The organism is Nonomuraea sp. NPDC050451, assembly GCF_044458585.1.
Map to the genome: position 1 here is coordinate 122980 of NZ_JBITHZ010000026.1, position 25007 is coordinate 147986.

23 protein-coding genes are annotated in these 25007 nt (G+C 72.3%); 3 read left to right on the top strand and 20 right to left on the bottom strand.

Annotation, left to right across the window (positions count from 1 at the left end):
* Positions 1-14 precede the first annotated feature (14 nt).
* The 8 genes from ACIBI9_RS47455 to ACIBI9_RS47490 are packed head-to-tail and all read right to left on the bottom strand — an operon-like array spanning position 15 to position 7222.
* Positions 15-1205, bottom strand: a complete 1191-nt coding sequence (locus ACIBI9_RS47455) for an ABC transporter permease (RefSeq protein WP_397233070.1) — start codon at positions 1203-1205, stop codon at positions 15-17.
* Positions 1206-1230: 25 nt separating this feature from the next.
* A complete protein-coding gene (locus tag ACIBI9_RS47460) occupies positions 1231-1896 on the bottom strand; it encodes an ABC transporter ATP-binding protein (protein WP_397233072.1) in 666 nt (221 codons plus the stop codon).
* Complete coding sequence (locus ACIBI9_RS47465) at positions 1893-2990, bottom strand: efflux RND transporter periplasmic adaptor subunit (RefSeq protein ID WP_397233074.1); 1098 nt, start codon at positions 2988-2990, stop codon at positions 1893-1895. Before ACIBI9_RS47465 ends, ACIBI9_RS47460 begins: the two co-directional genes overlap by 4 nt.
* Positions 2990-3508 carry a hypothetical protein gene (locus ACIBI9_RS47470; protein WP_397233076.1) on the bottom strand — a complete coding sequence of 173 codons (519 nt, stop codon included), beginning with the start codon at positions 3506-3508 and terminating at the stop codon, positions 2990-2992. The genes ACIBI9_RS47465 and ACIBI9_RS47470 overlap by 1 nt, the downstream gene beginning before the upstream one ends.
* Positions 3505-4278: an ABC transporter permease gene (locus ACIBI9_RS47475; protein WP_397233077.1), complete on the bottom strand. Its 774-nt coding sequence runs from the start codon at positions 4276-4278 to the stop codon at positions 3505-3507. Before ACIBI9_RS47475 ends, ACIBI9_RS47470 begins: the two co-directional genes overlap by 4 nt.
* Before the next feature lie 2 nt (positions 4279-4280).
* Complete coding sequence (locus tag ACIBI9_RS47480; RefSeq protein ID WP_397233078.1) at positions 4281-5168, bottom strand: ATP-binding cassette domain-containing protein; 888 nt, start codon at positions 5166-5168, stop codon at positions 4281-4283.
* The gene (locus ACIBI9_RS47485; protein ID WP_397233080.1) at positions 5165-6568 is read right to left on the bottom strand and encodes a MinD/ParA family protein; all 1404 of its coding nucleotides are present in this window, start codon (positions 6566-6568) and stop codon (positions 5165-5167) included. The genes ACIBI9_RS47480 and ACIBI9_RS47485 overlap by 4 nt, the downstream gene beginning before the upstream one ends.
* 42 nt (positions 6569-6610) lie before the next feature.
* Positions 6611-7222, bottom strand: coding sequence for a response regulator (locus ACIBI9_RS47490; RefSeq protein ID WP_397233082.1), 612 nt, complete (start codon positions 7220-7222; stop codon positions 6611-6613).
* A 365-nt stretch (positions 7223-7587) separates the two neighbouring features.
* On the opposite strand from ACIBI9_RS47490, the gene ACIBI9_RS47495 reads away from it, so the two are divergent.
* Entirely contained in the window at positions 7588-10260 is a 2673-nt protein-coding gene (locus tag ACIBI9_RS47495) for a BTAD domain-containing putative transcriptional regulator (protein ID WP_397233084.1), read from the top strand.
* Between the two features lie 79 nt (positions 10261-10339).
* Here ACIBI9_RS47495 and ACIBI9_RS47500 read toward each other — a convergent pair whose 3' ends face one another.
* The 4 genes from ACIBI9_RS47500 to ACIBI9_RS47515 are packed head-to-tail and all read right to left on the bottom strand — an operon-like array spanning position 10340 to position 14891.
* Positions 10340-11494 carry an alpha/beta hydrolase family protein gene (locus ACIBI9_RS47500; RefSeq protein ID WP_397233086.1) on the bottom strand — a complete coding sequence of 385 codons (1155 nt, stop codon included), beginning with the start codon at positions 11492-11494 and terminating at the stop codon, positions 10340-10342.
* 12 nt (positions 11495-11506) lie between these two features.
* Positions 11507-12925, bottom strand: a complete 1419-nt coding sequence (locus tag ACIBI9_RS47505) for a S41 family peptidase (protein WP_397233088.1) — start codon at positions 12923-12925, stop codon at positions 11507-11509.
* Positions 12922-14004 (bottom strand): ABC transporter permease, encoded by a 1083-nt coding sequence (locus ACIBI9_RS47510; RefSeq protein WP_397233090.1) that lies wholly within the window; start codon positions 14002-14004, stop codon positions 12922-12924. Before ACIBI9_RS47510 ends, ACIBI9_RS47505 begins: the two co-directional genes overlap by 4 nt.
* Positions 14001-14891 carry an ABC transporter ATP-binding protein gene (locus ACIBI9_RS47515; RefSeq protein ID WP_397233092.1) on the bottom strand — a complete coding sequence of 297 codons (891 nt, stop codon included), beginning with the start codon at positions 14889-14891 and terminating at the stop codon, positions 14001-14003. The genes ACIBI9_RS47510 and ACIBI9_RS47515 overlap by 4 nt, the downstream gene beginning before the upstream one ends.
* Positions 14892-15104: 213 nt before the next feature.
* Here ACIBI9_RS47515 and ACIBI9_RS47520 point away from each other — a divergent pair, with 213 nt between their 5' ends.
* Positions 15105-16493, top strand: coding sequence for a sensor histidine kinase (locus tag ACIBI9_RS47520; protein WP_397233094.1), 1389 nt, complete (start codon positions 15105-15107; stop codon positions 16491-16493).
* On the top strand, positions 16490-17161 hold the full coding sequence (locus tag ACIBI9_RS47525; protein WP_397233096.1) for a response regulator: 672 nt from the start codon (positions 16490-16492) through the stop codon (positions 17159-17161). The genes ACIBI9_RS47520 and ACIBI9_RS47525 overlap by 4 nt, the downstream gene beginning before the upstream one ends.
* A gap of 76 nt (positions 17162-17237) precedes the next feature.
* Here ACIBI9_RS47525 and ACIBI9_RS47530 read toward each other — a convergent pair whose 3' ends face one another.
* The 8 genes from ACIBI9_RS47530 to ACIBI9_RS47565 form a co-directional block, all read right to left on the bottom strand.
* Positions 17238-18134 (bottom strand): ABC transporter ATP-binding protein, encoded by an 897-nt coding sequence (locus tag ACIBI9_RS47530; RefSeq protein WP_397233098.1) that lies wholly within the window; start codon positions 18132-18134, stop codon positions 17238-17240.
* A gap of 256 nt (positions 18135-18390) precedes the next feature.
* Positions 18391-19122 (bottom strand): hypothetical protein, encoded by a 732-nt coding sequence (locus tag ACIBI9_RS47535; protein WP_397233100.1) that lies wholly within the window; start codon positions 19120-19122, stop codon positions 18391-18393.
* A 2-nt stretch (positions 19123-19124) separates the two neighbouring features.
* A complete protein-coding gene (locus ACIBI9_RS47540) occupies positions 19125-20042 on the bottom strand; it encodes an ABC transporter ATP-binding protein (protein WP_397233102.1) in 918 nt (305 codons plus the stop codon).
* Entirely contained in the window at positions 20039-22582 is a 2544-nt protein-coding gene (lanKC, locus tag ACIBI9_RS47545; protein WP_397233104.1) for a class III lanthionine synthetase LanKC, read from the bottom strand. Before lanKC ends, ACIBI9_RS47540 begins: the two co-directional genes overlap by 4 nt.
* A gap of 18 nt (positions 22583-22600) precedes the next feature.
* Positions 22601-24238: a daptide biosynthesis intramembrane metalloprotease gene (mpaP, locus tag ACIBI9_RS47550; RefSeq protein ID WP_397233106.1), complete on the bottom strand. Its 1638-nt coding sequence runs from the start codon at positions 24236-24238 to the stop codon at positions 22601-22603.
* Complete coding sequence (locus ACIBI9_RS47555) at positions 24235-24414, bottom strand: hypothetical protein (protein ID WP_397233108.1); 180 nt, start codon at positions 24412-24414, stop codon at positions 24235-24237. The genes mpaP and ACIBI9_RS47555 overlap by 4 nt, the downstream gene beginning before the upstream one ends.
* A gap of 168 nt (positions 24415-24582) precedes the next feature.
* Entirely contained in the window at positions 24583-24762 is a 180-nt protein-coding gene (locus ACIBI9_RS47560) for a daptide-type RiPP (protein WP_397233110.1), read from the bottom strand.
* Between the two features lie 52 nt (positions 24763-24814).
* Entirely contained in the window at positions 24815-24985 is a 171-nt protein-coding gene (locus tag ACIBI9_RS47565; RefSeq protein WP_397233112.1) for a daptide-type RiPP, read from the bottom strand.
* Positions 24986-25007: the final 22 nt, after the last annotated feature.

Consider the following 25007-nt stretch of genomic DNA (forward strand, 5'->3'; position numbering starts at 1 on the left):
CCCCGCTGTTGGGGTCAGGTGCTCAGGGCCACCGTCGGGGGGACGCGGGCCGCGCGTAGGGCGGGGTAGATGCCGGCCAGGGCGCCGATCAGCACCGTGATGGCCAGGCCGCCGCCCAGGGCCCACATCGGGACCACCGTCGGCAGGCCGTTGAGCTGGGCGTAGACGAACGTGGCCAGGGCCCCGAGCAGGACCCCGGCGCCCCCGCCGAAGGACGACAGCAGCAGCGCCTCCACCAGGAACTGGTTGCGCACCTGCCCCCTGGTGGCGCCGAACGATCTGCGCAGGCCGATCTCCTTGCGCCGCTCCAGCACGGCGACCACCATCGTGTTGGCCACCCCCACCCCGCCCACGAACAGGGCGACCGCCCCCAGCCCGAGCATGAGCCCGGTGAACGCGCCCGCCGCGGCGGCCTTGGCCTTCAACGCGTCCGACGGCCGGCTCACCTTGGCCTCGTTCGGGCTCTCCGGGCTGACCGTACGGGCCAGCATCGCCCGTACGCCCTCCACCGCCTCGTCGGCCGAGCGTTCGTAGACGGTGGTGGGGTGGCCGTCGTGGTTCAGGTACTCCTTCGCCGCCGGGAAGCCGACGAGCGCGGACCGCTCGACCTCCTCGGCCAGCGGCATCCTGTCCAGCACGCCGATGACGGTGAACCACCGGTCGCCGATCCAGACCTGGGCGTCGGGAGTGAGCAGGCCGAGGCGTTCGGCGGCCACCGCGCCCAGGACCACCACCGGCTGGCGCTCGGTGGCGGCGTTGAGCCAGGTGCCCCGGCGTACCCGGCCGTCGAGGGTGGTGAGCAGGTCGAGGCTGGTGGCCTGGACGGTGATGCCCAGGGAGATGCCGCTGGGGATGAGGTCGTTGCGGCGGACGGTGGTGCCGGTCTCGGCGGTCTGGGCGGCGCTGGTGACGCCGTCGATGCGCTTGACCATGTCGGCGGCGTTCTCGGGGAGCTTGACCTTGTCGCCGAAGAGGCTGTCGCCGGGGGAGACCCTGAGCAGGTTGGTGCCGAGCTCGTCGAGCTGGCGCAGGAGTTTCTCCTGGCTGGAGGCGGAGATGCCGACGACCGTGACCATGGTGGCGATGCCGATCGCGATGCCGAGCGCGGCGAGGACGGCCCTGGCCGGTCTGGCCCGCAGGCCCGAGGTGCCGAGCCTGGCCAGGTCCGCCGGCCGCAGCCGCGCCGGGCGCAACGCCGTACTCACCGAGCCCCCATATGCACAGAACCCCTCACGAGACCTCGGATCTGACCAGGCCGTCGCGGACGCGGATGCGGCGCGGGCAGGCCATGGCGACCTCGGGGTCGTGCGTGATGATCGCGATGGTGATGCCCCGCGCGTTCAGCGTCCGGAACAGCGACAGCACCTCGGCGCCCGCCTCGGAGTCCAGGTTCCCGGTCGGCTCGTCGGCGAGCAGCAGCGGCGGCCGTCCGGCGACGGCGCGGGCGACCGCCACCCGCTGCATCTGGCCACCGGACAGCTGGTTCGGCCGGTGCCCCAGGCGGTGACTCAGCCCGACCAGGTCGAGCGCCGCCTCGGCCCGTTCGCGCCGCTGCCGGCGGGTGAGGCCCGTGTAGAGCAGGCCGTCGGCCACGTTGTCCAGGGCGGACAGGCCGGGGGAGAGGTGGAACTGCTGGAAGACGAACCCGATGTAGCGGGCGCGCAGCGCCGAGAGCTGGCTGTCGGACAATGTGCTGACGTCGTAGCCGGCCACCCGTACGGTGCCCGAGGTCGGCCGGTCGAGGGTGCCCGCGATCTGCAGCAACGTGGACTTGCCCGAGCCGGACGGGCCGACGATGGAGACCATCTCGCCCTTGCGGATGGTCAGGTCCACGTTGCGCAGGGCGTGCACCCGGCCGTAGCTCTTGCTGACCCCGCGGATCTCCAGGACGTTCATCGGCCCGACACCGTCACCTTCATGCCCTCGGCCAGTCCGGGGCCGCTCACCTCGACCCGGCCGTTGCCGAACGCGCCCGTACGCACCTGCACCCGCCGCGCCTGCCCCTGATCGACGATCTCGATGCCGTAGCCGCCCTCGGGCAGTGCCAGCAGGGCCTCCACGGGCACGGTGAGCACGTTCTCGGCGCGCTGCCTGGCCAGCTCGACCGTCACCGGCGCCTCGTCCAGCGACCCGAGCGACCCGGCGGCGACCTTGATCTCCACCTCGACGGTGGCGCCGCTCTCCTGGTTGCCCGAGCGCTTGGCCGCCTTGGCCACCTTCGCCACCCGGCTGATCCTGCCGGTGACGCTCTTGCCGTCGGCCAGTTTTACGGTGACCTTCTTGCCCTTCTTGGCGATGTCCTGCTTGTCGGCGTCCAGGTCGATGCGCACCAGCCGGTCGGTGTCGGTGATGTCCAGGATCGGGCGCAGGGATCCGAGCTGGTCGCCCACCTCCACGTCGATCTCGCTGACGCGGATCGGATCGGGCAGGAAGAGGACGTCCGCGGGCGTCACCTTCCCGTCGCGCTCCATGCCGTTCTTCTTCTGCCAGCGCCGCACGGCGCGGGCCGTCGCGTCGGTGAAGCGGTTGTCGACCGTCACGCCGCGGCCGAACCCGAGGGCGCGCAGGTTGCGTTCGAGCTGCTTGACGTCGGGGCCCTTCTTGACGCCGTCCTTGAGGGTCCGGTACGCGGGCAGCTCGCCGTACATGAGGACGCGGGGGCGGCGGTCGACGCTGTAGACGCTCTTGCCGCGCCGGATGACCTGGCCCTCGTCGGGGAGGCTGGTGATCGTCCCGGCCTCGGTGGCCTTGACGGTACGGCTGCCGGCGTACGTGAGCTTGCCGTCCACGCTCTCCTTGTCCACCAGGTCGCCGCGGGTGATCTCCTTGGTGGCGGCGGCCACCGGGCGCGCGGTCGGCGTGGGGTCCGGCTTGGCCTGCGGGCCCGAGTCGAAGAGCGCCGCCGAGGCGAACACGCCGCCCGCGGTGACCGCGCTGCCCACGGCCGCCGTGCCCAGGGCGGCCACGACACCCTTGACCCGGCCGTTCATCAGGCGCCTCCCTGTCCGGGCAGCAGCTTGGCGCAGGACTCCGCCGCCTTCTGCAGCTTCGGGTCGTTGGGGTCGAGCTTGGGGTTGACCTGCGGCGGGTCGGGCATGTCGATGCCCTGCTCCCGCATGCACCGGGCGTACTGGATGATCTGGTCGCGGGCCTTCGGGTCGTTGAAGGGGTTGGGGATCTGCGAGGTGTACTTCTCGCAGGCCTTCAGCGCCTTCTGCAGCGTCGCCTGGTCCCCGGTGTACTTCCACGTCTTGTCCTCGGGGGAGCCGGGGTCGGGCACGTCGATGCCGTTCTGGCGCAGGCACTGCGCGACCTTGAGCAGCACGTCGTCGGGATCGACGCTCGCCGTCGGCGCCGCCTTGGGCCCGGTATCGGGTGCCGCCTGCCGGGCCGCCCCGGCCGGCGGGGTGCCGGCGATGGCGATCGCGATGGGGTTGTGCTCGTCCCGCTGGGCGCACCCGGCGGCCAGCAGCGCGAACGCGACCAGCGTCGTCAGGGCCGCCCTCATGACACGCCGTCCCAGTCGAAGACGCGCCTGGTCACGACGTTCGCGACGACGGCGGTCACGAGCAGCCCGGCCACGGCCGGCCAGGTGTCCGACAGCCGCCCCAGGTACGCGTCGAAGACGAAGTCGTTGAGCTGGGCCAGCGGGTTGACCGTGGTGACCTGGTAGAACCACGGCGCCACGCCCTCCCAGCCCTCGCGCGGCACGCCGAGCCCGCTGCCGAGGAACAGCAGCGCGAAGCAGAGCGGCGCGGCGACCCTGGCCCCGGAAGGCGGCATCCGCAGGCCGCCGAGCAGCAGCCCGGCGCTGACCGAGCAGTAGGTCACGGCCAGCAGCGCCGCCGCCAGGTTCAGCGGGTGCCCGGAGCGGGGCGGGCCGTAGACGGCGAACGTGACGGCCATGAAGAGCACGGTGGACGCCGCCACCAGTGCGCCGGCCACGATCGCCTGGGCCGTGAGGTACGACCCGTCCCGCATGGGGCTGCGCCGCAGCCGCCGCAGCAGCCCCGTGGCCCGAACCTCTGAAAGGTGCAGGGTGAGCACCAGGATCCCGGCCGCGGCGGCGACGGTCCCCGCCATCTCGGGCAGCAGCCGGTCGATGACCCTGACCCCCGGCATGGCGCCGAACTCGATCGTCGGGAAGGAGAAGCCGATGACCAGCATCAGCACGAGCAGCACCGCGAACGGCAGGGCGAGCACGCCCAGCAGCACGACCGGCGTCCGGAGCAGCAGCGCGACCTGGGCGCGTACCAGGGTCCACACGGTGGCGGCCATCCTCACGCCTCCAGAGCGGCCGGCTCGGGGACGGCCGACAGCGTGAGGTAGGCGTCCCGGAGGGTGGGCGGGCGGATCGACCACACCCGGTCGCCGCTCATCGGCGACAGCTCCTGGACCGCCGCCTCCAGCGCCGGCCGCGAGCCGTACAGGTAGGTGGCCGCGGCGCAGGGCAGCACGCGCACGTCGCGGAGCCCGTCCACGCGCAGGTGCGGGGGCACTCCCATGACGAACGTCGAGCCGAGGAGCTGGACCAGCCTGGCCGGCGTGCCCTCGGCGAGGACGCGGCCCGCGCGCAGCAGGATCACCCGGTCGGCCAGCCGCTCGGCCTGGGCCAGGTCGTCGAGCACGACGCAGACCCCGCCGTAGCCGGCGCGCAGCTCGGCGATGGCCCGCTCGACGCGCTGCCTGCTGCCCTCCCTGAGCCCGGCGGTCGGCGCGTCGAGCAGGACCAGCTCGGGGTTGCCCACCAGGGCCAGGCCGATCATGGCGCGCCTGCGCTGGCCGTCGGTGAGGCGGCCGAAGCGCCTGGGCAGCAGCGGCTCCAGGTCGAGCAGGTCCACCAGGCGCCCCGGCAGGCCGCGCGTGCCGTGCAGGCGGGAGAGCAGCCGTACGGCCTCGGCGACCTTCATCCGGGCCGGGAGGCTCTCGCCGCGCAGTGCGGCGGCCAGCCCGGGAGGTCTGCGGTCGCCGTGGCCGACCGTCACGCCCAGCATCTCGATGTGGCCCGCGTCCGGCTCCTCCCCGCCGACCAGGCATTGGAGCAGCGTGGCGCCGCCGCTGTCCGGCGGGCCGACGACGCAGACGACCTCGCCGCGCTCGACGGTGAACGACACCTCCTCCAGGGCGGGCGACCTCGACAGGTCGGTGACGCTGAGCAGGGACGTCATAGCGGAGCTCCGAGGCCGAAGCGATCGGCGATCGAGGCGCCCACCTCCAGGTAGGTGTCGCGGGTGGCGGTGCGCAGCAGGTCGAGATCGACCTCGGAGCCCTGCTCCAGGTGCGGGTCGAACGGCACGCCGATCACCGCCCGGCAGCGCTTGGTGAAGTGCTCCTGCAACTCGGCGACGTTGACGGCGTTCCTGCGCGGGTTCTTCACCGCCGACAGCACCACGACGGCGCTGCTCGCCAGGTCCTGGTGGCCGTGGGCCTGCAGCCAGTCGAGGGTGGCCGAGGCCGACCTGGCGCCGTCCACGGTGACCGGGCTGACCAGGACGATCTGGTCGGCCATGTCGAGGATCGCGCTCATCGCCGAGTGGAGCATGCCGGTGCCGCAGTCGGTGATGGCGATCGAGTAGAACTGCTCCAGGATCTGCGCGACCGCGCGGTAGTCGTCGGCGTTGAACGCCTCGGAGATGGCCGGGTCCCGGTCGGAGGCCAGCACCTCCAGCCGCGAGGGCGCCTGGGAGGTGTAGGAGCGCACGTCCGCGTAGCGCCAGATGCCGGCGCGGTCGTTGAGCAGGTCCCGTACGGTGGCCGGCGACTCCATCCGCAGCTTCTCCGACAGCGTGCCCCGGTCGGGGTTGGCGTCGACCGCGATGACCCGGTCCCCACGGTGGTGGGCCAGCGTGGAGCCGAGGCCGATGGTCGTGGTGGTCTTGCCCACGCCGCCCTTGAGGCTCATCACCGCGACCCTGAAGTGGCCCGAGGAGACCGGCTGCCGGATGCGCTCGGTCAGCTCCTGGCGGTGGCGCTCTGCCCTGGAGTCCTTGGGGCGGATCAGGCCGCCGCTCAGCGTGAAGACGGCCTTGCGCCAGCCGCCCGCGGGCGGGCGGCGGCGGGTGCGCAGCAGCCGGTCCGGGCGCAGGCTCTCCGCGGACGTGCCGGCCGCCGCCGGAGGATCCGCAGGCTCAGGTACGGAGAAGGCGGCGGGATCGGCCTGCTGGGGGGCGTTGTCCGGAGGCGGGAAGACCGGCACGCCCGCCGCGGGAGGGTCCCAGGCCGGGGCGGTCGGCGGGTTCGGCGGCTGGAAGGCGTTCAGGGCGCCGAGCTCGATCGGCCCTGGTGGCGGTCCCACCGTCGGGGGGCCTTTCCTGGGTTCCCCCGGAGAGCCGGTCGTGCTGAAATGTCCGAGTTGCGGGGTGGGTTCGTCCTTCGAGTCCGCCTGCCACCACAAGGGCGGCTCCGGGGCGGGGGCAGGCGGGTGGTCCACGTCCTTGGGCAGTTTCGGCGGCGGGAAGCGCATCATCCGCGTGCGGTCCGGGTCCAGGCCGGCTTCTTCCCCGTTCACTTCCATCGTGACCTCGTCGTCGGTGTTGAGCAGAGGCCGTTCATCGCGCTCGCCGTGCATGATCCACCCGTTCGCGTATCTGCGTGTGGTCGTCGGATTGCGTCACAGCCAGCCCTGCCGCCGCGCGGTGCGGACGGCTTCGTGATGGCCCTGCGCGTTGAGTTTGGTCGTCGCGCTGGAGATGAGCCCGTGGGCGATCGCCTCGGACACATGGAGCTCGACGGCGATTCTGGTGATCGTGGCCCCGCCGCCGGCCAGGCGCAGGGCGTCGCGTTCGTGGTCGGTGAGCGGGCTGTCCGCGGTCGTCATCGAGGCGACGGCGAGCTCGGTGTCGAGGTACCGGCCGCCGCCGGCGACCCTGCGGATGGCCGTGGCCAGCTCGTCGGCCGAGGCGTCCTTGCCGAGGAAGCCGGCGACGCCCGCGGCCATCGCCCGGCGCAGGTATCCCGGCCGGCCGAAGCTGGTCAGGGCGACGACCGCGCACCGGCCCGCGATCCGCGTGGCGGTGGTCAGGCCGTCGCGGCCGGGCGGCTCGGCGTCGAGCACGGCGACGTCGGGCCGGTGGCGCCGCACCGCCTCGACGATCTGGTCTCCATGGCCGGCCTGGGCGACGACATCGATGCCCTCCTCCAGCGTGAGCAGGGCGGCCAGCACCGCCCGGGTCTGCGGTTCGTCGGCGGCGAGTAAGACTCGGATCGGCGACGCTTTGGACATACCAGGAGTCTGACTCCGGGATGTTTTCCCCGGTAGGCGCCTATGTCATCGGGCCCATGTGACATCTATCATGCGAATAAAACGACAAAAGACGATTTTACGCCCATTAGGTAATAAAACGCCTTAAGTGCTTGCCAAGATCCCCAACGTTATGGCAATCCGAAAGTCGGCTGCAAGTCGGGGCCGTCACACTGTTACGGCCAACGTGAGTATGCCCGCGAGCGATGACAGAGCTGTCCGCGTAAGAGATGATCGAGATGCGACAGAGGGGGCATGTGCTGGTGATGCACTTTGGAATCCTGGGGCAACCGGCAATATGGCAACAAGGAAACGAGATCAGGCTGTCCACCCGAAGATCGCGTGCGGTGCTGGCCCATCTTTTACTGAGCCCGACCCGCTCGGCGTCGGTCGACAGCCTCATTGACGCGATCTACGGAGACACTCCCACCAAGAGCGCCAGGAACCAGGTGCACCGCGGGGTCGGCGAGCTCAGGCGCAGCGGCGTCACGATCGACGTGCACGACAACGCCTACCGCCTCGAAGCCGCCGAGGACAGCATCGACGCCTTCGTCTTCATGCGCCTGTACGACCAGGCCTGCCTGCTGGCCGGCAAGCGCGATCACGCCCAGGCCGCCAAGACCCTCGACGCCGCGCTCAAGCTGTGGCGCGGCTCGGCCCTGTCCGGCCTGGACAGCGAGGCCTTCGTCGCGGAGGCCGCCGTCTGGAACGAGCGGCGGCTGGCCGCCATCGAGGCCCGGGTCGACGCCGACCTGGCGCTCGGGCGGCATCGCGAGGTGATCGCCGAGCTCCAGCAGCTGGCGGACCAGCACCCGCTGAAGGAACGCTTCTGCGCCCAGCTCATGGTCGCCCTCTACCGTTCCCAGCGGGGCAGCGAGGCGCTGCAGGCCTTCACCGACCTGGAGGAGCGGCTGCGGGAGGAGCTCGGCACCGACCCCAGCCCCGCGCTGCGCGACCTGCGGCTGCGGATCCTCCGCCAGGACTTCGCGCTGGAGCAGACGCACCTGGTCGCGGACGTGCCGCGGCAACTTCCCGCCCGCCCCGGCATGCTGGCCGGACGGGACGGCGAGCTGCGCGAGATCGTCGCGGAGCTGGCCGAACGGGCGACGTCCCCGCTGGTGGTGGTCACCGGCTCGGGCGGCGTCGGCAAGACCGCCGTGGGCCTGGAGGCGGCGCACCGCGTGGCCGGGCACTTCCCCGACGGGCAGCTGTTCGCCGACGACCTCGGCGACCCCGGCGAGGTGCTGGCGGGCTTCCTCGGCGCGCTCGGAGTGGCGGCCGAGGAGATCCCCGAGGGCGTAGGGGCACGCGCCGCCCTGCTGCGCAGCGTGCTGGCCGTCCGGCGGGTGCTGATCGTGCTGGACGGCGTGACCGACCCGGGCCAGGTGCTGCCGTTCCTGCCCGGGCACGCCGGGTGTGCCGTGCTCGTGACCAGCGGCTCGCCGCTGGCCCTGCCGCGCGACGCCGCCACGGTGACCGTCTCGGCACTGGACGGCCCCGCCGCCAGGACCCTGCTGGCCACCGGGGCGGGGCGGCGGCGGATGCAGGCCGAGCCGGCGGCGGCCAACCGGATCGTGGAGCTGTGCGCCGGGCTGCCGGTGGCCCTGGAGATCGTGGCGGCCAAGCTGGCCGCCCGGCCGCACCTGAGCCTGGAGCGCCTGGCCGAGCGGCTGTCCGATCCGGCGAGGATCCTCGGCGAGCTCCGGCACGGGGGCAGGAGCATCGTCCCGACGCTGCTGAACGCGTACCGGGCGCTGCCGGCCGGGCCGCGTTCGCTCATCCGCAGGATCGGGTTCCTCGGCGTCTCCGAGGTCGGCGCCGAGACCGCGGCGGCGCTCGCCGACGTACCGGTGGAGGCCGCGGAGGAGCTGCTGGAGGAGCTGGCCGAAACCCATTTCGTCATGCCCTTGTCAGACGGCGGGCGCTACCACTGCCACGAGCTGCTGCTCGGCTTCGGCGCCGCCCGCGCCCGCCTGGAGGACGGCGAGCAGGACCTGACCGCGGCCGTGGCACGCGCCCTCGGCGGCTGGCTGACCCTGACGGACGCCGCCCACGCCTCCATGCGCGGCAAGGACAACTCCATCCCGCGCGGCACGGCGCCCCGCTACCGGCCCGCCGGGGCCCGGGACTGGACGGGGCCGGGCTCGGCCTGGTTCGAGGAGCACCTGCGCACCCATCTCGCCCTGGTACGGCGGGCCGCGGCGGCACCCGAGACCTGCTGGGAGCTGGCCATCGCGCCACTCGCGCTCTTCGAGGCCGGCGCCCACTTCGACGTCTGGCTGGAGTCCCATCAGGTCGCCCTGGCCGGTGTCAGGAACGCGGGCAACCTGCGCGGCCAGGCCGTCCTGATGTACTCCCTGGGCTACCGCTCGCTGCTGGTCGGCGACTACATCGGCGCCGCGTACCACCTGGAGGAGGCGCTGGCGATCTTCCAGCGCCTGGGCGACGAGCACGGCCGCGGGCTGACCCTGCGCCTGGTCGGCGACCTCGACCGCATCAACCAGGCCCTGGCCACGGCGCGCGAGGTCTACCAGGAGGCCGCCGCGGCGCTGCACCGCAGCGGGGACGTGATCGCCGAGGCCGACGCCCTGGTCGGGCTGGCGATGGTGCTGCACAGCACCGGCGAGGAGCCCGCCTCCCAGGACTGCCTGGACCGGGCGCTCGGCCTGTGCCGCGAGGCGGGCAGCCTGCGCAGCGAGGCCCGCATCCGGCGCGCGGTGGCCATGCACGCCGCCCGGGCCGGCACCCCGGAGAAGGCCTGTCCCGAGCTGATGGAGGCGCTGGAGATCGCCATCCACATCGGCGACCGGGTGGTGCAGTCGGACATCCTGCTCGACCTCGGGACCACGCGGATCCTCCTGGGCGACCCGAAGGCCGCCTACGACGATCTGGCGACGGCGGAGGAGATCGCCCGGGTGTCGGGGATGGCGCGGACGGCGTCGCGGGCGAAGCTGGCTCGGGCGTTCATCAACGTCAACGGCCTGGCTGCCCAGAACAGCGTCGCCGCCGGAAACCCCTGACCCGGGCCTCCGGCGAAGGGCCGCGGGCGGGCGCATCCGGCGTCTTCAGCATCCCCCGACGGCTTCAGGGGGCAGGGCCTCAGGATCGAGCGCAGGCCGCGGGGCAGAACTCGGCCTCGGGGTAGCGCGATGACGGCTTGTCCAGGAGGGGCTGCCGCTGCGACTTCAGGTGCCGGTCGAGGAAGGCCGCCACGTAGGTGCGGGTGAGCTCGGCGGCGCGCGCCGCGGGCAGGACGCCGGAGATGGGCTTGATGCCGAGGGCGTCCGCCAGCAGCGGGGTGTCGGTGAAGGACTGGTGTTCCGCGCCCGACAGCACGATCCAGCGCTTCCATCCGGTGAGCAGCTTCCAGTCGCGGTCCCACGTGGGGGCGGGGCCTCCGGAGACGTGCTGCGCCGACCCCAGGAACATGAACGGCCGGGAGAACCCGCTCTTGGGGATCCGGGCGTAGGCGGTGCCGTCCATGTCGATCCCGGCCCGCACCCGGGGGTCCTCGAGCATGGTCGCCATGGCGCTGGACCCGCCGATCGACTGCCCGACCATGGCAATGCGGGAGCGGTCGATCCGGTCGGCGCCGTCCCACTTCGAGGGCAGCTGGTCGAGCACGAAGGAGACGTCGGCGGCCCGGCCCGCGACCAGGCCCGTGCCGAAGCCGGGGTCGGAATTGCTGTCGCAGGCGAGGCATTCGGCGACCCGCCCGCCCGGGAAGGTCGTGGCGTAGCTCTCGTAGGTGTGGTCGATCCCGGCCACGACGTACCCGCGGCTGGCCAGGTCCTCGGCCAGGGAGGTGAGGGTGCTCATCGGTTTGGTGAAGCCGGGGGAGAGCACCACCAGCGGCAGTGTCTTCCCTGCGGGTTCGGCGTCTTTGACGGCGTTCGTGCGGGTCTTGCTCAGCGTGTCGTACGGCGCGCTCGCAATCCCGGTGCCTTTCAGGAGGAGTTCGGATTCCCTGGGTGTCATGTACGGCGCCCGCTGCCCGTCGCGCCGCTTGGTCGGGTACCACAGCGTGACCTTGAGCTCTCTGGCGTCGGCGTCGAGGTTCCAGGGGTCGGGGCGGGAGGTGTCCTTGAGGTAGAGGGCGGTGGTGCCGACCGGGTGGGCGCCGGTGGGGGCGGGCAGGGTGGCGGGGCCGGTCGGGGTGGCCGACGGGGCGGCGGAGCGGGGCGGTGCGGGTGCGGAGCAGGCGGACGCGGTGAGGACGGCCAGCCCCGCGGCGACTGCCAGGAGGTGTCTCATCGGGAGGTCCATTCACTTGCGCAGCAGGGTCAGAGCCTTGGCCAGGGCGGGGTCACGTCCGGTGGCCGCGTCCTCGGGGGTCAGGGGTACGTGGTGGTCGGGGGGCACGCCGATCCGGTCGATGACCTCGTGGTTCGGGCCCAGGTGGTGTCTGGCGGGAAGGCTCAGGGTGGTGTTGTTGGCGAGCAGGTACGGCTGCGCCGGGCCGGAGATCTCGCCGGCGGTCCTGGTGCCGACCAGCCGGCCAAGGCGCAGGTCCTTGACCGCGGAGCTGAAGTGCTCGCACGCCGAGGCGCAACTGCGGTCGGTGAGCACCATCAGCGGCAGGTTGAGCAGCTCAACGGTGTCGTCGGTCCGGGAAGTCTCGCACTTGCCGTCCACGGTGCACAGGTAGGCGGTGGCCTTGCCGTGGACGAACGCGCTCACCAGCCGGGTCGCCTCCGTGGGGCTGCCGCCGCTGTTGCCGCGCAGGTCCAGCACGACGCCGGTGAGCGTCCGGCCCTTGCGTAGTCTGGAGATCGCCCGCAGGACCCGCTCCGCGGAGTCGGGTGCGAATCCGGTCATCCGTACGTACGCGATGTCGTCGTCCAGCAGCTTCGACTGCACCACCTGCAAGGCGGCCAGGTCCCGCTGGTAGAGGCCGGGTTCGAGCGTCACGCTCCAGCGGCGGCCGGTGCTCTGCCGCAGGAGCCGCAGCCGGACCGGGCGCGCCTCCGGGTATCGCGGGTAGAGGGCGGCGATCGCGGGGGTGGCCTTCCCGTCGATGAAGGGCGCCGATCCGTTGATCGATTCGATGATGTCGCCGGGGCGAAGTCCGGCCTTCTGCGCCGCGCCGCCCTGCACGGTGGTGACGAACAGCGGCGCGAGGGCGGCGCCGGGGTTGACGTCCACCTGCGGGCCGTTGACGTTCGCCTCGAGGCCCAGGCCGTAGCCGTCACCGTCGTAGTAGTCGGGCGGCCGCTTGACGTCATGCGCCCAGCCGGCGTGGTTGTCGCCGAGGGAGGCCACCAACGCCTGAAGGGTGATGACGGCCAGCTTGTCGCGAAGGTCGGGAACCTGATCGGTGATCTTCCGGTAGGCGGTCTCGAAGGCGGTCCAGTCGGCTTTGCGGTCGCCGGTCAGCGCCGGCATGGTGGCCTCGGGCAGGTCGCTCCCGTTGCGGTTGAGCTCCTGCGTCAGGGCGACGAATCCGGCGGTCAGCAGCGGGCGGGTGTCCAGCGTGGCGCCGCTGTAGTAGGTGCCGAGGATGCAGGAGTACGCCTGCTCGATGACGTCGATCGTGGTGGCCGTCTCCGGCCCGAGGGTGCTTTGCGGAGGCGCGCAGGCCGTACCGGCTGCCGTGCTCGCCTGGCCGCGCGGCGGCGCCGGCGCCGTGCAGGCCGCCGCCAGGAGGAGGGCGAGCCCGGCGGCCGCGGTCCTGACGACAGTCATGACAAGCCTCTCCGGATCCACCAGAAGGACAACCACGTCAGGCCGAGGGTGAGCAGGGCGTAGATCCCGGTCTCGATCCACTGGAAGGGCCAGAAGCGCTCAAGGGGCTGGTAGGTCGCCTGCTGCCGGTAGCCGAGCCGGTTGATCTCGACCAGGCACGCGTCGGTGTTCGGCCGTCCCGCTGCCGGGGCGCAGGGGCCCGACGTCGTGGAGATCGGGATGGACCGCGCGATCGTCGACGACGGTGCCGAGCCCTCGTAGCCGCTGCCGGCGGTCGTACGTCCGGAGGGATCGAGGAGGTTGCTGGTCAGGACCCAGGCGCCCGCGTGGCCGGGAACGGCCGACGTCCTCAGGAAGACCTGCACGGGTCCGCCTCCCTGCCCTTGCACGTTGAGGGTGTCCACGTTCGCCTTGCCGAGCTCGAAGGTCGCGCTGACCGGGGGCATCAGGTGGGGCCGGACCAGCAGCGGCATGGCCAGCTGGATCGCGGCGAAGGCGGCCAGGGTGAGGGCCATGGCGGGCAGGGTGCGGCGCACCAGCATGCCCACGGTCACGCCCAGGACGAAGGCGAACGCCGCGTACCCCATCGGGGCGATGCCGCGCGCGCTGAACACCAGGGGAGACATCTGGGCCATTTCTGGAACGGCCGACTTGTCCAGCGGATCGGACCACCAGGTCACCGCGAGGCCGCACACGCCGGCGGCGGCCACGGCCGCCAGGCCGGTGAGCCCGAGCTTGACCGCCAGCCAGCGGCCGCGGGTGATGCTCTGGTTCCACACCAGCAGGTGCGTGCCCGCCTCCAGCTCGCGGGTGATCAGCGGGGCTCCCCAGAAGAGCCCGACCAGCGCCGGCAGGATCAGCACGACGAGGGTGAGGGCGAGGAAGGGGATCTGGTGCTCGTCGAAGAAGCGGTCGAAGAAGTCGTCGCAGGTGTTGTCCGGAGTGCAGCCGGCGAGCCCGGCGCGGTAGGAGGTGGACAGGCCGGGGCCGGTCAGGGCCAGCACAGCGGTGAGGACGACGATGACGGCGGCCGTCATCGCGGCCGAGCCGCGGAACTGCCGCCAGGTCAGCCAGATCATCCCTGCACCTCCAGGGCGACAGGCCGGTTCTCGGCGGTGCGCTTGTCCATGTAGGCCAGGACGAGGTCCTCCAGGCTGAGCCGGCTGACCGTCCAGGCGGGGTCGAGGATCGGGCCGCCGGTGCGGACCACGAACGTGCTCTGCCGCTCGGTGTGACGCGCGGAGATCACCTGCTGATCGGAGGGCAGCCGGTCGGGATCGCGGCGCGGGCCGGTGAGCCGGTGATGGGTGGCCAGCAGCTCGTCCACCTCCCCGGCCACCTGGACGCGGGAGTCGACGAGCACGATCAGGTAGTCGCAGACGCGTTCCAGGTCGGAGACCAGGTGGGAAGACAGCAGCACGCTCAGCTTGCGCTCGACGGCGGCCTCCATCAGCCCCTGCACGAAGTCCCGGCGGGCCAGCGGGTCGAGCGCGGCGACGGGCTCGTCCAGGATCAGCAGGTCGGGCCGCTTGGCCAGGCCCAGGGTGAGGGCCAGCTGGGCACGCTGGCCACCCGACAACTTGCCCGCCCGATGCGCGGGGACGAGACCGAGCCGCGCGATGCGCTCCCGCGCCATGCCGTCGTCCCAACGGGGGTTGAGACGGGCTCCCAGCCGCAGGTGTTCGGCGACGGTCAGGCCCGCGTAGACGGGGGTCTCCTGGGCGACGAACCCGACCCTGGCCAGCTGCGCCGGCGTGTTTCCCGGCCGGCCGCCGAGCACGGTGATGCCGCCGGCCGTCGGTTCGAGCCGGCCGCTGGCCAGCTTCAGCAGCGTGGTCTTGCCGGCTCCGTTGGGACCCACCAGCCCGACGACGTGGCCCGCAGGGATGTCGATGGTGCACTCGCGCAGCGCCCAGCGCCTGCCGTATTTCTTGCCCAATGCCTGGGCCTGCAGGACAGAAGTCACGCTATGTCCTCCTGAGCAGTGATCCGAAAGGTTGAAGTCGGGAACGAAATTAGGCACTGCTCATGCCGGCGCGCGTCGGCCGCCATACCGAGATCACGTACCGCCTGAGAACCAAGGGCCGCCACGTCATCCCTGCGATGTAGTCCCGAAGACCGTGAAGCCCCGTCACGACGGCCGATGCGGGACGGACGCGGCAAGCGTGACAATGTGCCGGTGGAAACCGGTGAACGACGGCCCTGGTGGCGGTATGTGCTCGACCTGTACAGCCGGCTGAACGAGGACTACTCGGATCGGCGCAGCGTCCGGGACACGCCGGGACGGAGTGGCGACGGACCCCCAAGGCCGTCTCGCGGAGCACTCGCCGCCGACGCGGTGGTCGCGATCGTCCTGACGGTCATCGCGGTGACCGTATCGGTGAGATATCCGTTGGCCGGCCCTGTCGCGCATCAGCCCGAAGTGATCGAGTACTTGCGGCTCCGACCTGGTCTCCCGGCCGACCACGCACCACCTTCCAGCGTCCTGTCCTCACCCTCCGGCAGACCGCCTGCCCAGCTTCCGTCCCAAGATCCGCCCGCGTTCCTCGTGGCGCTGACGACGTTGCCGCTGGCGCTGCGGCGCCGGTACCCGCTCATCACCTTCTGGGTGGTGCTGGCGGCGGCGCGGGCCACCCACGTGGATGCGACCTGGATCACCGTACTGACCTGCGCTGTCGCCGCGTACGGCGCCGTCGTCCACAGCCGCAACCGATTGCTGGCGATGGGTGGCCTGGTGCTCGCGGTCGGACTCGTCGGTGCCGGGTTCGGGGACGTCGCGCCTGCGCTGCCGGGCTGGATGGGGCCGTTCGTCGTCCTGCTGGGCGTCGGCTTCTTCGGGAGCTTCGTCCGTTTCTGGCGGGGACAGCTGGGAGCCAGCCGGCACCGGCTCGCCGAGCTGCAGCAGGCGCAGGCGGACGCCACGCGCAGGGCTGTCGCGGAGGAGCGGTCCCGGATCGCCGCCGAGCTCCATGACGTGGTGACCCACAATGTCAGCGTGATGGTGATCCAGGCCGGCGCGGCCCGCCAGGTGATCGACATGGAGCCGGAACAGTCGAAACAGGCTCTGCTCGCGATCGAGTCCGGCGGCCGGGCCGCCATGGCCGAACTGCGCCATGTCATGGGCCTGCTCGCCGGCCCGGGCGGCGAACGCCTCGACGGGCCTTCCGACGGGCTCGAACCCCAACCCGGGCTCGACCAGCTCGACGCCCTGGTGGAACGAGTCCGCGCCGCCGGAGTGCCGGTGCGCGTCGCGGGGGCGCCGCCCGGGCCGCTGCCTCCCGGGATCGACCTCGCCGCCTACCGCGTCGTGCAGGAAGCCCTCACCAACACGATCAAGCACGCGGCCGGGGCCTCCGCGTCCGTGACGATCGGCCATGACGGCGACTGGCTGGAGATCGAGGTGACCGACACCGGCGGGACACGGAGCGCCAGACCCTCGACCGGCGGCGGCAGGGGACTGATCGGGTTGCGCGAGCGGCTCGCGGTCTACGGCGGCACCTTGGACGCCGGACCGACGGCCGGGGGCGGATTCCGGATCAAGGCCCGCGTCCCGTGGAGGACCGCATGACCGAGCGGTTGCGCGCCGTCATCGCCGACGACCAGGCACTGGTACGCACGGGCTTCCGCATGATCCTCACCGCCAACGGCATCGAAGTGGCGGCCGAGGCCGCCAACGGGGAGGAAGCCGTCGCCGCGGTCCGCCGTACCAGGCCCGACGTCGTGCTCATGGACATCCGGATGCCGCAGATGGACGGCCTCGAAGCCACCCGGCGGATCCTCGCGGGCGGTGCCGAGGAGACCCGCGTGCTGATCCTGACCACCTACGACCTCGACCACTACGTGTACGCCGCGCTCGCCGCGGGGGCGAGCGGGTTCCTGCTCAAGGACGTCACACCCGAACACCTGGTGGCCGCGGTACGTCTGGTGCGCTCCGGCGACGCCCTGCTCGCGCCCACCATCACCCGCCGCCTGGTCGAACGTTTCGCCCGCCGCGACAATGCGAAGGCCGCCCTCCACCGCGATCTGTCCCAGCTGACGCCTCGGGAACTGGACGTGCTGCGCCTGCTCGCCACCGGCCTGAGCAACGCCGAACTCGCCGACCAGCTGAGCCTCAGCGTGGCCACGGTGAAGACCCACGTCGCGCGCATCCTGGCCAAGCTCGGCCTGCGCGACCGCGTCCAAGCCGTGGTGGTCGCCTACGAGACCGGCCTGATCTCTCCCGGCGGCACCGGCTGACCCGAACCCACGAGGCGAGCGCTCCGTGCGAGGAGGGAGCGTCCTGCACCCGGGCGGTCGTGTGCGGGGAGCGGGGTCAGCAGGCTTCGCCGGTGAGGCCGTCGGCGATGGCTGGGGTGAAGGGCGTGCGCAGGGTGCGTTCCTCGGTGACGCCGAACAGCGCGATGCCCGCCGCGCGCGCGATCTCGCCGAGCCGGGTCGAGGTCAGCCCGCTGATCAGCACCCGCTGCCCGTTCGTGTCGAGGACCTGACCGCCCGCCCGGGTGACCGCGGCGCCGAGCGCCTGGGGCTGGTCGGACAGGACGCTGACGGTCTGCGGCTGGAAGCGGTCGATGAAGGCCGCGGCCGAGCCGCTGCCCACGACCCTGCTCTGCGCGATCACCACCAGGTCGTCCACCAGGTCTTCCAGCTCGGCCAGCAGATGGCTGGCGATGAAGACGGTACGCCCCTGGTCGCGGAAGCGGCGCAGGACGTTCTTGATCCAGGCGATGCCCTCGGGGTCCAGGCCGTTCAGGGGCTCGTCCAGGATCACGATCTCCGGATCGCCGGCCAGCGCGATGGCCAGCGCCAGGCGCTGCAGCATGCCAAGGGAGAAGGAGCCGGTCCGCTGACCGGCCATTTCGGCGAGGCCGACCCGGTCGAGGAGCTCCTCGGGATCGGCTCCGGCGCCGGCCAGCCGGGCGGCCCAGCGGACGCTGTCGATGGCCCGGCGGGAGGGGTGCGCGCAGTGGCCGTCCAGCACCGCGCCCACCTTGCGGGCGGGGACCGGCCATTGGTCGAGGGGTTTGCCGTCGATGAGCGCGAAGCCCGAAGTGGGATGGACAAGTCCGAGAAAAAGACGAAGTGTCGTTGTTTTTCCGGCGCCATCGGGGCCGAGAAATCCGGTGATCGCCCCGGCCCTTACCGAGAAGCTCACGTTGCTCACGGCGACGACCGAGCCGAATCGTTTGGTGAGGTTCTCCGCCCGCAGCATCCGCCCCATACTCAGCCAGCCCCCACTTCCGCCGCCAGCTGAGGTTTCGGGGCGCGCTATACCGATGTGAATTGCCCGCAATTCCCCGAGGTGGCGCAATTGCGTAGATCAGCCTGGGGCACATGTAAACACCGGCTCAACAAGGTGTCAATACGCCGACGACAGAGAAAGGGGCATCGTCGCTGATCAGGCCGGGGGCAGCAAGCTGGTCACCAGCCCTTGGGGCCGCGGGATCCGGTCCCGCGGCCCCGTACGGCTAACCCAGGTCACGACGCTGGTGGACGTACACCGCGAGCCCCACCGCGACGGCCACGTACAGCGTGAACATCCCCAGCCCGGGCAGGGCGCCCAGGCTGAGGTTGGCGGCCGCCGCGCCGATCGTCTTGAACGGCAGGAACGCCACGACCTCCGGCGGGATCGTGTAGACCAGCACCGCCTCGACGGCCAGCGCCCAGATCAGCAGCGCGGAGATGGCCCCCGCCGTGTTCCTGAGCAGCATGCCGACCGCCGCGCCGAGCACCGTCGCCAGCGGCACCGCCACCAGGTGCGTCAGGATGAGCATCGTGCCGTCGCCGGCCGTGGGGGAGAAGTGGCCGCCGCCGGTGGCCAGGCCGCCCACCCAGGCCGCGGCCAGCGCGAGGATCGTGACGGCCAGGGCGACCGCGGCCACGGCCGAGAACTTGGCCGCCAGCACCCGGTTGCGCCACGGCGCCATGATCGAGGTGATGCGGAAGGTGCCGCTGCGCAGGTCGCCGGTCGCCACAAGCACGCCCAGCACCACCATGGCGTAGATGACCACCTCCATTGGCAGCGTGATGACCTGGACGGACGTGCCCAGACCCGGCACGTTGCCCTGGGCGTCGAGCGCGCCGCCCATGATGGCGCCGCCGATCCCGGCCACCACGATGGCCGCGACGGCCGTGATCAGATAGCTGCGCAGAGTACGGAACTTGATGATCTCAGCGGACCACAGATCGGCGAAACCCATGGCTAGCCCACCTCTCCCTTGATCCCGGCCTTCTCGGCCGTCGCCTGGGTGAATGCCTTGAGCAGGCTCCGTTCCTCGCGGAGCTCGAAGATGGCCACCCCGCTGTCCTTGGCGAGCTGCCCGACCAGGCCCGCCTCCAGCCCGGTGACCTGCAGCCGCTGCGCGTCGGCCAGGCTGACGAGCCGGCCGCCGGCGTTGGTGATGGCGGCGCCGAGCACGCGCGGGTTGTCGCACTGCACGCTGACCGTCTGCGTCTGGAAGCGCTGGATGAACGCCTGCGCCGCGCCCGCGCCGACGATCTTGCTCTGCGCGATGACGACCAGGTCGTCGACCAGGTCCTCCATCTCGGCCAGCAGGTGGCTGGAGACGAAGACCGTACGCCCCTGCTCCTTGAACTGCCGCAGCAGCCCCTTGATCCAGGTGATGCCCTCGGGGTCGAGGCCGTTCATGGGCTCGTCCAGCATGATCACCTCGGGGTTGCCCACCAGGGCGATGGCCAGCGCCAGGCGCTGGCGCATGCCCAGCGAGAACCGGCCGGCCCGCTGACCGGCCACCGCGGACAGGCCCACCCGCTCCAGCAGCACCTCGGCCTGGTTCTCGGCCACCCCGGCCAGCTTGGCCGCCCAGCGGACGCTGTCGATGGCCCGGCGGCTGGGGTGGGCGCACTGCGTGTCCAGCACCGCGCCGATCTTGCGGGCCGGCACCGGCCACTCGTCGATACGCTTCCCGTCGATGAGGGCCGAACCGCTGGTCGCCCGGTCGAGGCCGAGGAAGAGCCGCATCGTCGTCGACTTGCCCGCCCCGTTCGGGCCCAGGAACCCCGTGATCGCGCCCGACCGTACGGCGAAGCCGGCGTTGCTCACCGCCAGCACGGGTCCGTACCGTTTCGTCAGGCCCTCCGCCCTCAACATCGGCTTCATGTGTCCTCCCGTTGTGTCGATGTGCAGGTGTCGTCGAGGAAGGGGAGCCCGGGGCCGCCGTCCAGGGCCGCGTGCAGCGCCAGCAGCACCCCGGCCGCGCCGGTGGCGAGATCCGCGGACAGCCGCAGCGCCTGCTCCCCGATGAAGGCGACGTGCCCCCCGTGCGGTACGGCGTGCCAGGACAGGTGCCCGGCCTGCCGCGCCAGCCGGGGCGAGTACGGCGGCTCGCCCAGCCCGGCCAGCGCCAGCATCGCCCCGGCCCGGCCGGTGAACAGCCCGGCGCCGGTCACGACGTGGTCGCCGGCCGCGCGGCGCAGGTCGTCCAGGATCTCGATCAGCTCCGGGTCCGGGTAGTGCTCGATCAGCAGCCGCAGCACCATGGCCACGCCCGCGCCGCCCATCGCCAGGACCGGCTCCCGCCAGGGCGCGCCGATCGGCGCCGGGACGTCCGAGCCCGCCCCCATCACCGCGAGGTCGCGGCGGAGCGCGGCCTCGGCGTGCGCGAGCAGGGCGGGGTCCCGGTTGTGCTCGTAGAGGCGCAGCAGCAGCAGCGCGGCCCCGCTCGCCCCGTGCATCAGCCCCGGCGCCGGAGGTCCCTGCGGCTGGGCCGGCAGGCGCTCGACCAGGCGCTCGGTCACGGCACCGCAGTCCCGCCCGAAGTGGTGCAGGGCCAGCCCGGCCCCCGCCAGCCCGGAGAACAGCCCGATGCCCGGCACCCGGTCCAGCGGGATCCCGGTGGCCCGGTCGAGGACCTCCAGCGCCTCACCGGTGCGGCCGAGCCGGTCCAGGGCGTACGCGATGCCGTACAGCCCGTCGTAGAACCCCGGCCGCGCCTCGGCCAGCTCGCGCGTGCGCGTCACCAGCCAGTCCACGTGCCCGTCCGGGACCTCGGCCCCGGCCTGGGCGAGCGCCCAGAGCACGCCCGCGGCCCCGTGGGCGAAGGCCACCCCGCCGCCCGGGGTGAGGAACTGCGCGACGTCGCCGGGGAAGAGGCGGTCGGTGCGGTCAGGGGTGGCGCTCGCGAGGATGCCGCCCGCGATCGCGGCGCGCAGCTCGGGCCAGGCCGCCGGGCCGGGCGCCGGCCAGGTCAGCGGCGGGCGGTCGGCGGGCTGGCCGACCAGGTCGCTCCAGTGCGGGGCCGGGCCCAGGTCGCGGCGGGTCTGCTCGACGTAGCCGGGCGGCACCGGGAAGTACGTGGTGATGACGTCGAGGAGCTGGGCGAACTTGTCGGCGCCCCACGGCAGCAGGCTGGTCATCGGGCAGAAGACGGCCAGCCGGATGCAGCTCAGGCCGTAGCGGTCCACCTCGGCGCCGGTGTAGGAGGGCGGGGCCACGAAACCGGGCGCGGCCATCGCCTGGACCAGGTTCTTGTCCGCCTCCATGGCGGCCTCGAGGTCGATGAAGGCGATCGTGTCGTCGGCCCTGACCAGGATGTTGGCGGGGTGCAGGTCGCCGAAGACCACGCCCCGCCCGTGCATCGCCTCGACGGCCCGCTCGACCTGCCCCAGGATGTTCAGCGCCCACTCGGTGTACGCGGCGAAGTCGGCGGGCGACCGGTCGGCCCGCAGCAGCGGGTTGCGCCGGGCGATCTCCCGGCCCAGTGGCTCCCCCTCGACGTACTCGCGGGCCAGGAAGTAGTGCTCGTGGCCGATCCGGTAGTCGATCAGCCGGGGGATCCAGGGCAGCCCGGCGAGCCGGTCGAGGGCCCAGCGCTCGCGCTCCAGCCGGGCGACCGCGTCGCGGCCCTCCTGGTCGAGCCCGGCCATCGGCCTGGCCTCCTTCAGGACCACCACCTCGCCGGAGCGGGTGTCGGTGGCGTAGTAGACGCCGCCGCCGTTGGAGAAGTGGAAGGCCTTGGTCGCGCGGAAGGGGAAGTCGTCGAGCGTCCCCCGGTTCCGCGCGGCCAGAGACTCGGCCAGGCAGGCCGGGAGCTCCGCCCAGGGGGGTGGGCGGAAGGCGGGTCCGCGGACGTCGGGCACGAGCCGTCCCTGGGGGTCCTCGACGCAGTGGACGGTCTCGCCGAACTCGTTCTGGATCGTCCGCTCGACGAATCCGCCGTAGCGGACGTACAGCGGGCCCGAGCGCCAGCGCAGGTCGCTGAGGATGTGCGGGCCCCGCTCGCCGTCGAGCAGGTCGCCGAGTTCGTTGAGGATCTTCTCGAGCTGCTGGTCGTCGCCGGGGTAGACGGTCACGAACTTGCCCGCGCTGCCGCGGTCGCCGTACTTGCCGTTGCGCCGCCTGAGCACCTGCTCCGAGCGCAGGAACTTGAAGCTCACCCGGTGCGCGACGCAGTAGTCCCAGACCTCGCCGAGGACGGTCTCCGCGTTCTCCGGGGTCGCCGAGGCGTGGATCTTCCAGCCCTGCCGCTGGATGCGGTCGACGGGCGCGTTGAGGATGATCCAGTCGCTGTTCTCGGTACGGGTCCAGCCGGGCGGCGCGGGCGCGTCAGCGCGGGAGAACCCCGCGGCCGCGGCCGTGCCGACGACGTCGTAGAAGGGCATCCCCTGTGGGCAGTGCTGCAAATATTGGATGAACTCCATCTCTCCTTCTCCCCGTGGTCACCAGGCGCCCGACAGGTATGTCGCGACCAGCCACTCGCCGAGCGGCGGGCTGCCCGCCTCGACCCTGGCCGCGCCGCTGGGCTCCGCCGGCGCCTCGCGTACGGCCAGCGGGTAGGCCGAGACGCTCACCGGCAGGTCGCGTTCGGTGCGGACCGGGAGCAGCACCGAGATCGGGGCGGAGGCGCTCGCCGCCGTGCCGGAGGCGACCACGGCCGATCCCACCTGCTCGCGGAGGACCACCCCGTTGCGCAGCAGCCGGACCGCCGCCCCCCGCCTGATCTCCTCGTGCCCGCCCGGCACCACCAGCTCGACCCGGCCCTGCCGGTAGTGGTATCCGCCCGAGATCTCGTACGGCACGTGCACCAGCGTCAGCAGCGCCGTCACCCCCATGGCCAGCCCCGCGGTCACGGCCCCGATCCGCACGACGGAGGCCCCCGCCACCCGCGCCTCGTGGACGCGCGCCAGGAAGCCGTACGCCAGGCGGGCCACCAGCAGCAGGACGACGGCCATGACGGCCAGCGAGCCGACCGGGCCGAGGCCGCGCAGCAGGTCGCCCCAGAGCGACAGGGCCAGCCCGCCGACCAGGTAGATGGGGAAGACCAGGCAGGCGATCCCGTACGGCACGGCCCAGCGCGGGCCGGGCAGCTCCACCGGGTACGCGCCGCCGAACAGCAGCTTCGAGACGAACCGCCGGGCGTCGATCATCGCGCGCTTGCGCAGGTCGGATATGTCGAGGTGGCTCATCAGCGCCAGGTATCCGTCGAGCTTGACGAACGGCAGCAGGTTGAGCACGCCGCCCACGTAGGTGACGACCGAGAGGACCAGCAGCCCACGCCCGGCGTCCGACCCGCCGAACGGCAGCGCCGCGACGGCCGCCGCGCCCGCCGCCACGAACTGGGTCGCCACCCCGGCCAGCGCCACCCGTACGCGCTGCTCCTTGCGGGCCAGCCGCCAGCCGTCGGAGACGTCGCAGAAGAAGGCCGGCAGCAGGTAGAGCAGCATGACGCCCATGCGGCTCGGCCGCCCGCCGTAGTGGCTGAGCACCGCGCCGTGGCCCAGCTCGTGCAGCACCATGACCAGGTACGTGCCGGCGGCCACGCCCGCGTAGACGTCCAGCGGCAGCGGCGCGCCCAGCGTCTCCGCCAGGTCCCCGCCGCGTGCGGCCAGGCTCACGAGCCCGGCCACCGCGACCACGGCCGCCACCACGCCCCAGAACCGCGTGGCCAGCGCGGACACCAGCGGCGCGCACCAGGCCAGGAACCTGGCCGGGCGCAGCAGGGTGACCTGCAACGTCAGCGGGGGGACGTACTTCACCCAGGGCGCGTCGCGGCGGGTGCGCCGGCCGTCGTCGAGCAGTTGCATCCGCTTGAGCTCGCCCAGCGCGTAGCCGAGCGCCTGCGGGGTCCACTTCGGGCCGAGGTCGGCCATCAGCTCGGCGTGATCCCGGTCCCCGTCGAGCGCCCGGCCCAGCCTGGCCATGTCCGCGCCCACCCGGATGTAGCGGGCCGGGCCGCGCTGGATGATCCACGGCGCGCCCTCGTGGGCAGGCGGGTGGACCTGCACGTCGTCGGCGAGCCGCGGCCGGGCGGGGATGGACGCGTCCAGCTCCTCGCGTTCCCTCCTGCCGAGCTTCACGGCCGCCCTATCGCGTTCGCGACCAGGAGGGCGAAGCAGGCCACCGCGGCGAGGCCGAGCGCGACCAGCAGGACGACCTGCCCCACCCCCGACAGGCTGCTGTTCATGACCAGGACGAACGCCAGGACGAGGATCCCGGCCAGGATGATCAGCCACACCGTGGACACGTTCTTCACTTCCTCACCTTCCAAGCGCGGACGTGGGATCCGGCCAGGCGGTGGCGACGGGGTGTCCGCCGCCACCGCGCTGTGCCTCATGGGAGTCCCGGCGCGGACCCCGCCTCGGGCTCCTGCATCTCAAGCTCGAGACGAGAGCGCCACGCCGGCATCCGGCTGCGGCAGCTCTCAGGTGATGACGCTGATGCTGCTCATGACGGCGGTGACGCCGTAGGAGACCGCCGTGCCGACGGCGCTCACCACGGTGACCCCGGTCACGACCCCCCAGAAGGTCCCCCAGCCGGGGGCCTCCATGGCCTCGAGCTCCTGCATGCCGAGCTCAAGCGGGGCGTTCGCGAATTCGTTCATGTGCCTTTTCCTCCTTTCCTGGCGGTCGACGTCCGGATGGGCCCGGCTCGCCTCAGGTCAGCGAAGCGGCGCTGGCCACCGCGCTGGCGAAGACGAGCGTTCCCAGCGTGATCGCGACGCCCTGCTTGAAGCCGGACCAGAATCCGGGGGCGTCCATGGCCTCGAGTTCCTGCATGCCCAGCTCCAATGCGGGAGCCAGGCTCGGGGTCGCCGTCATGTCCATCGCCACACCTCCTCTCCTCCTG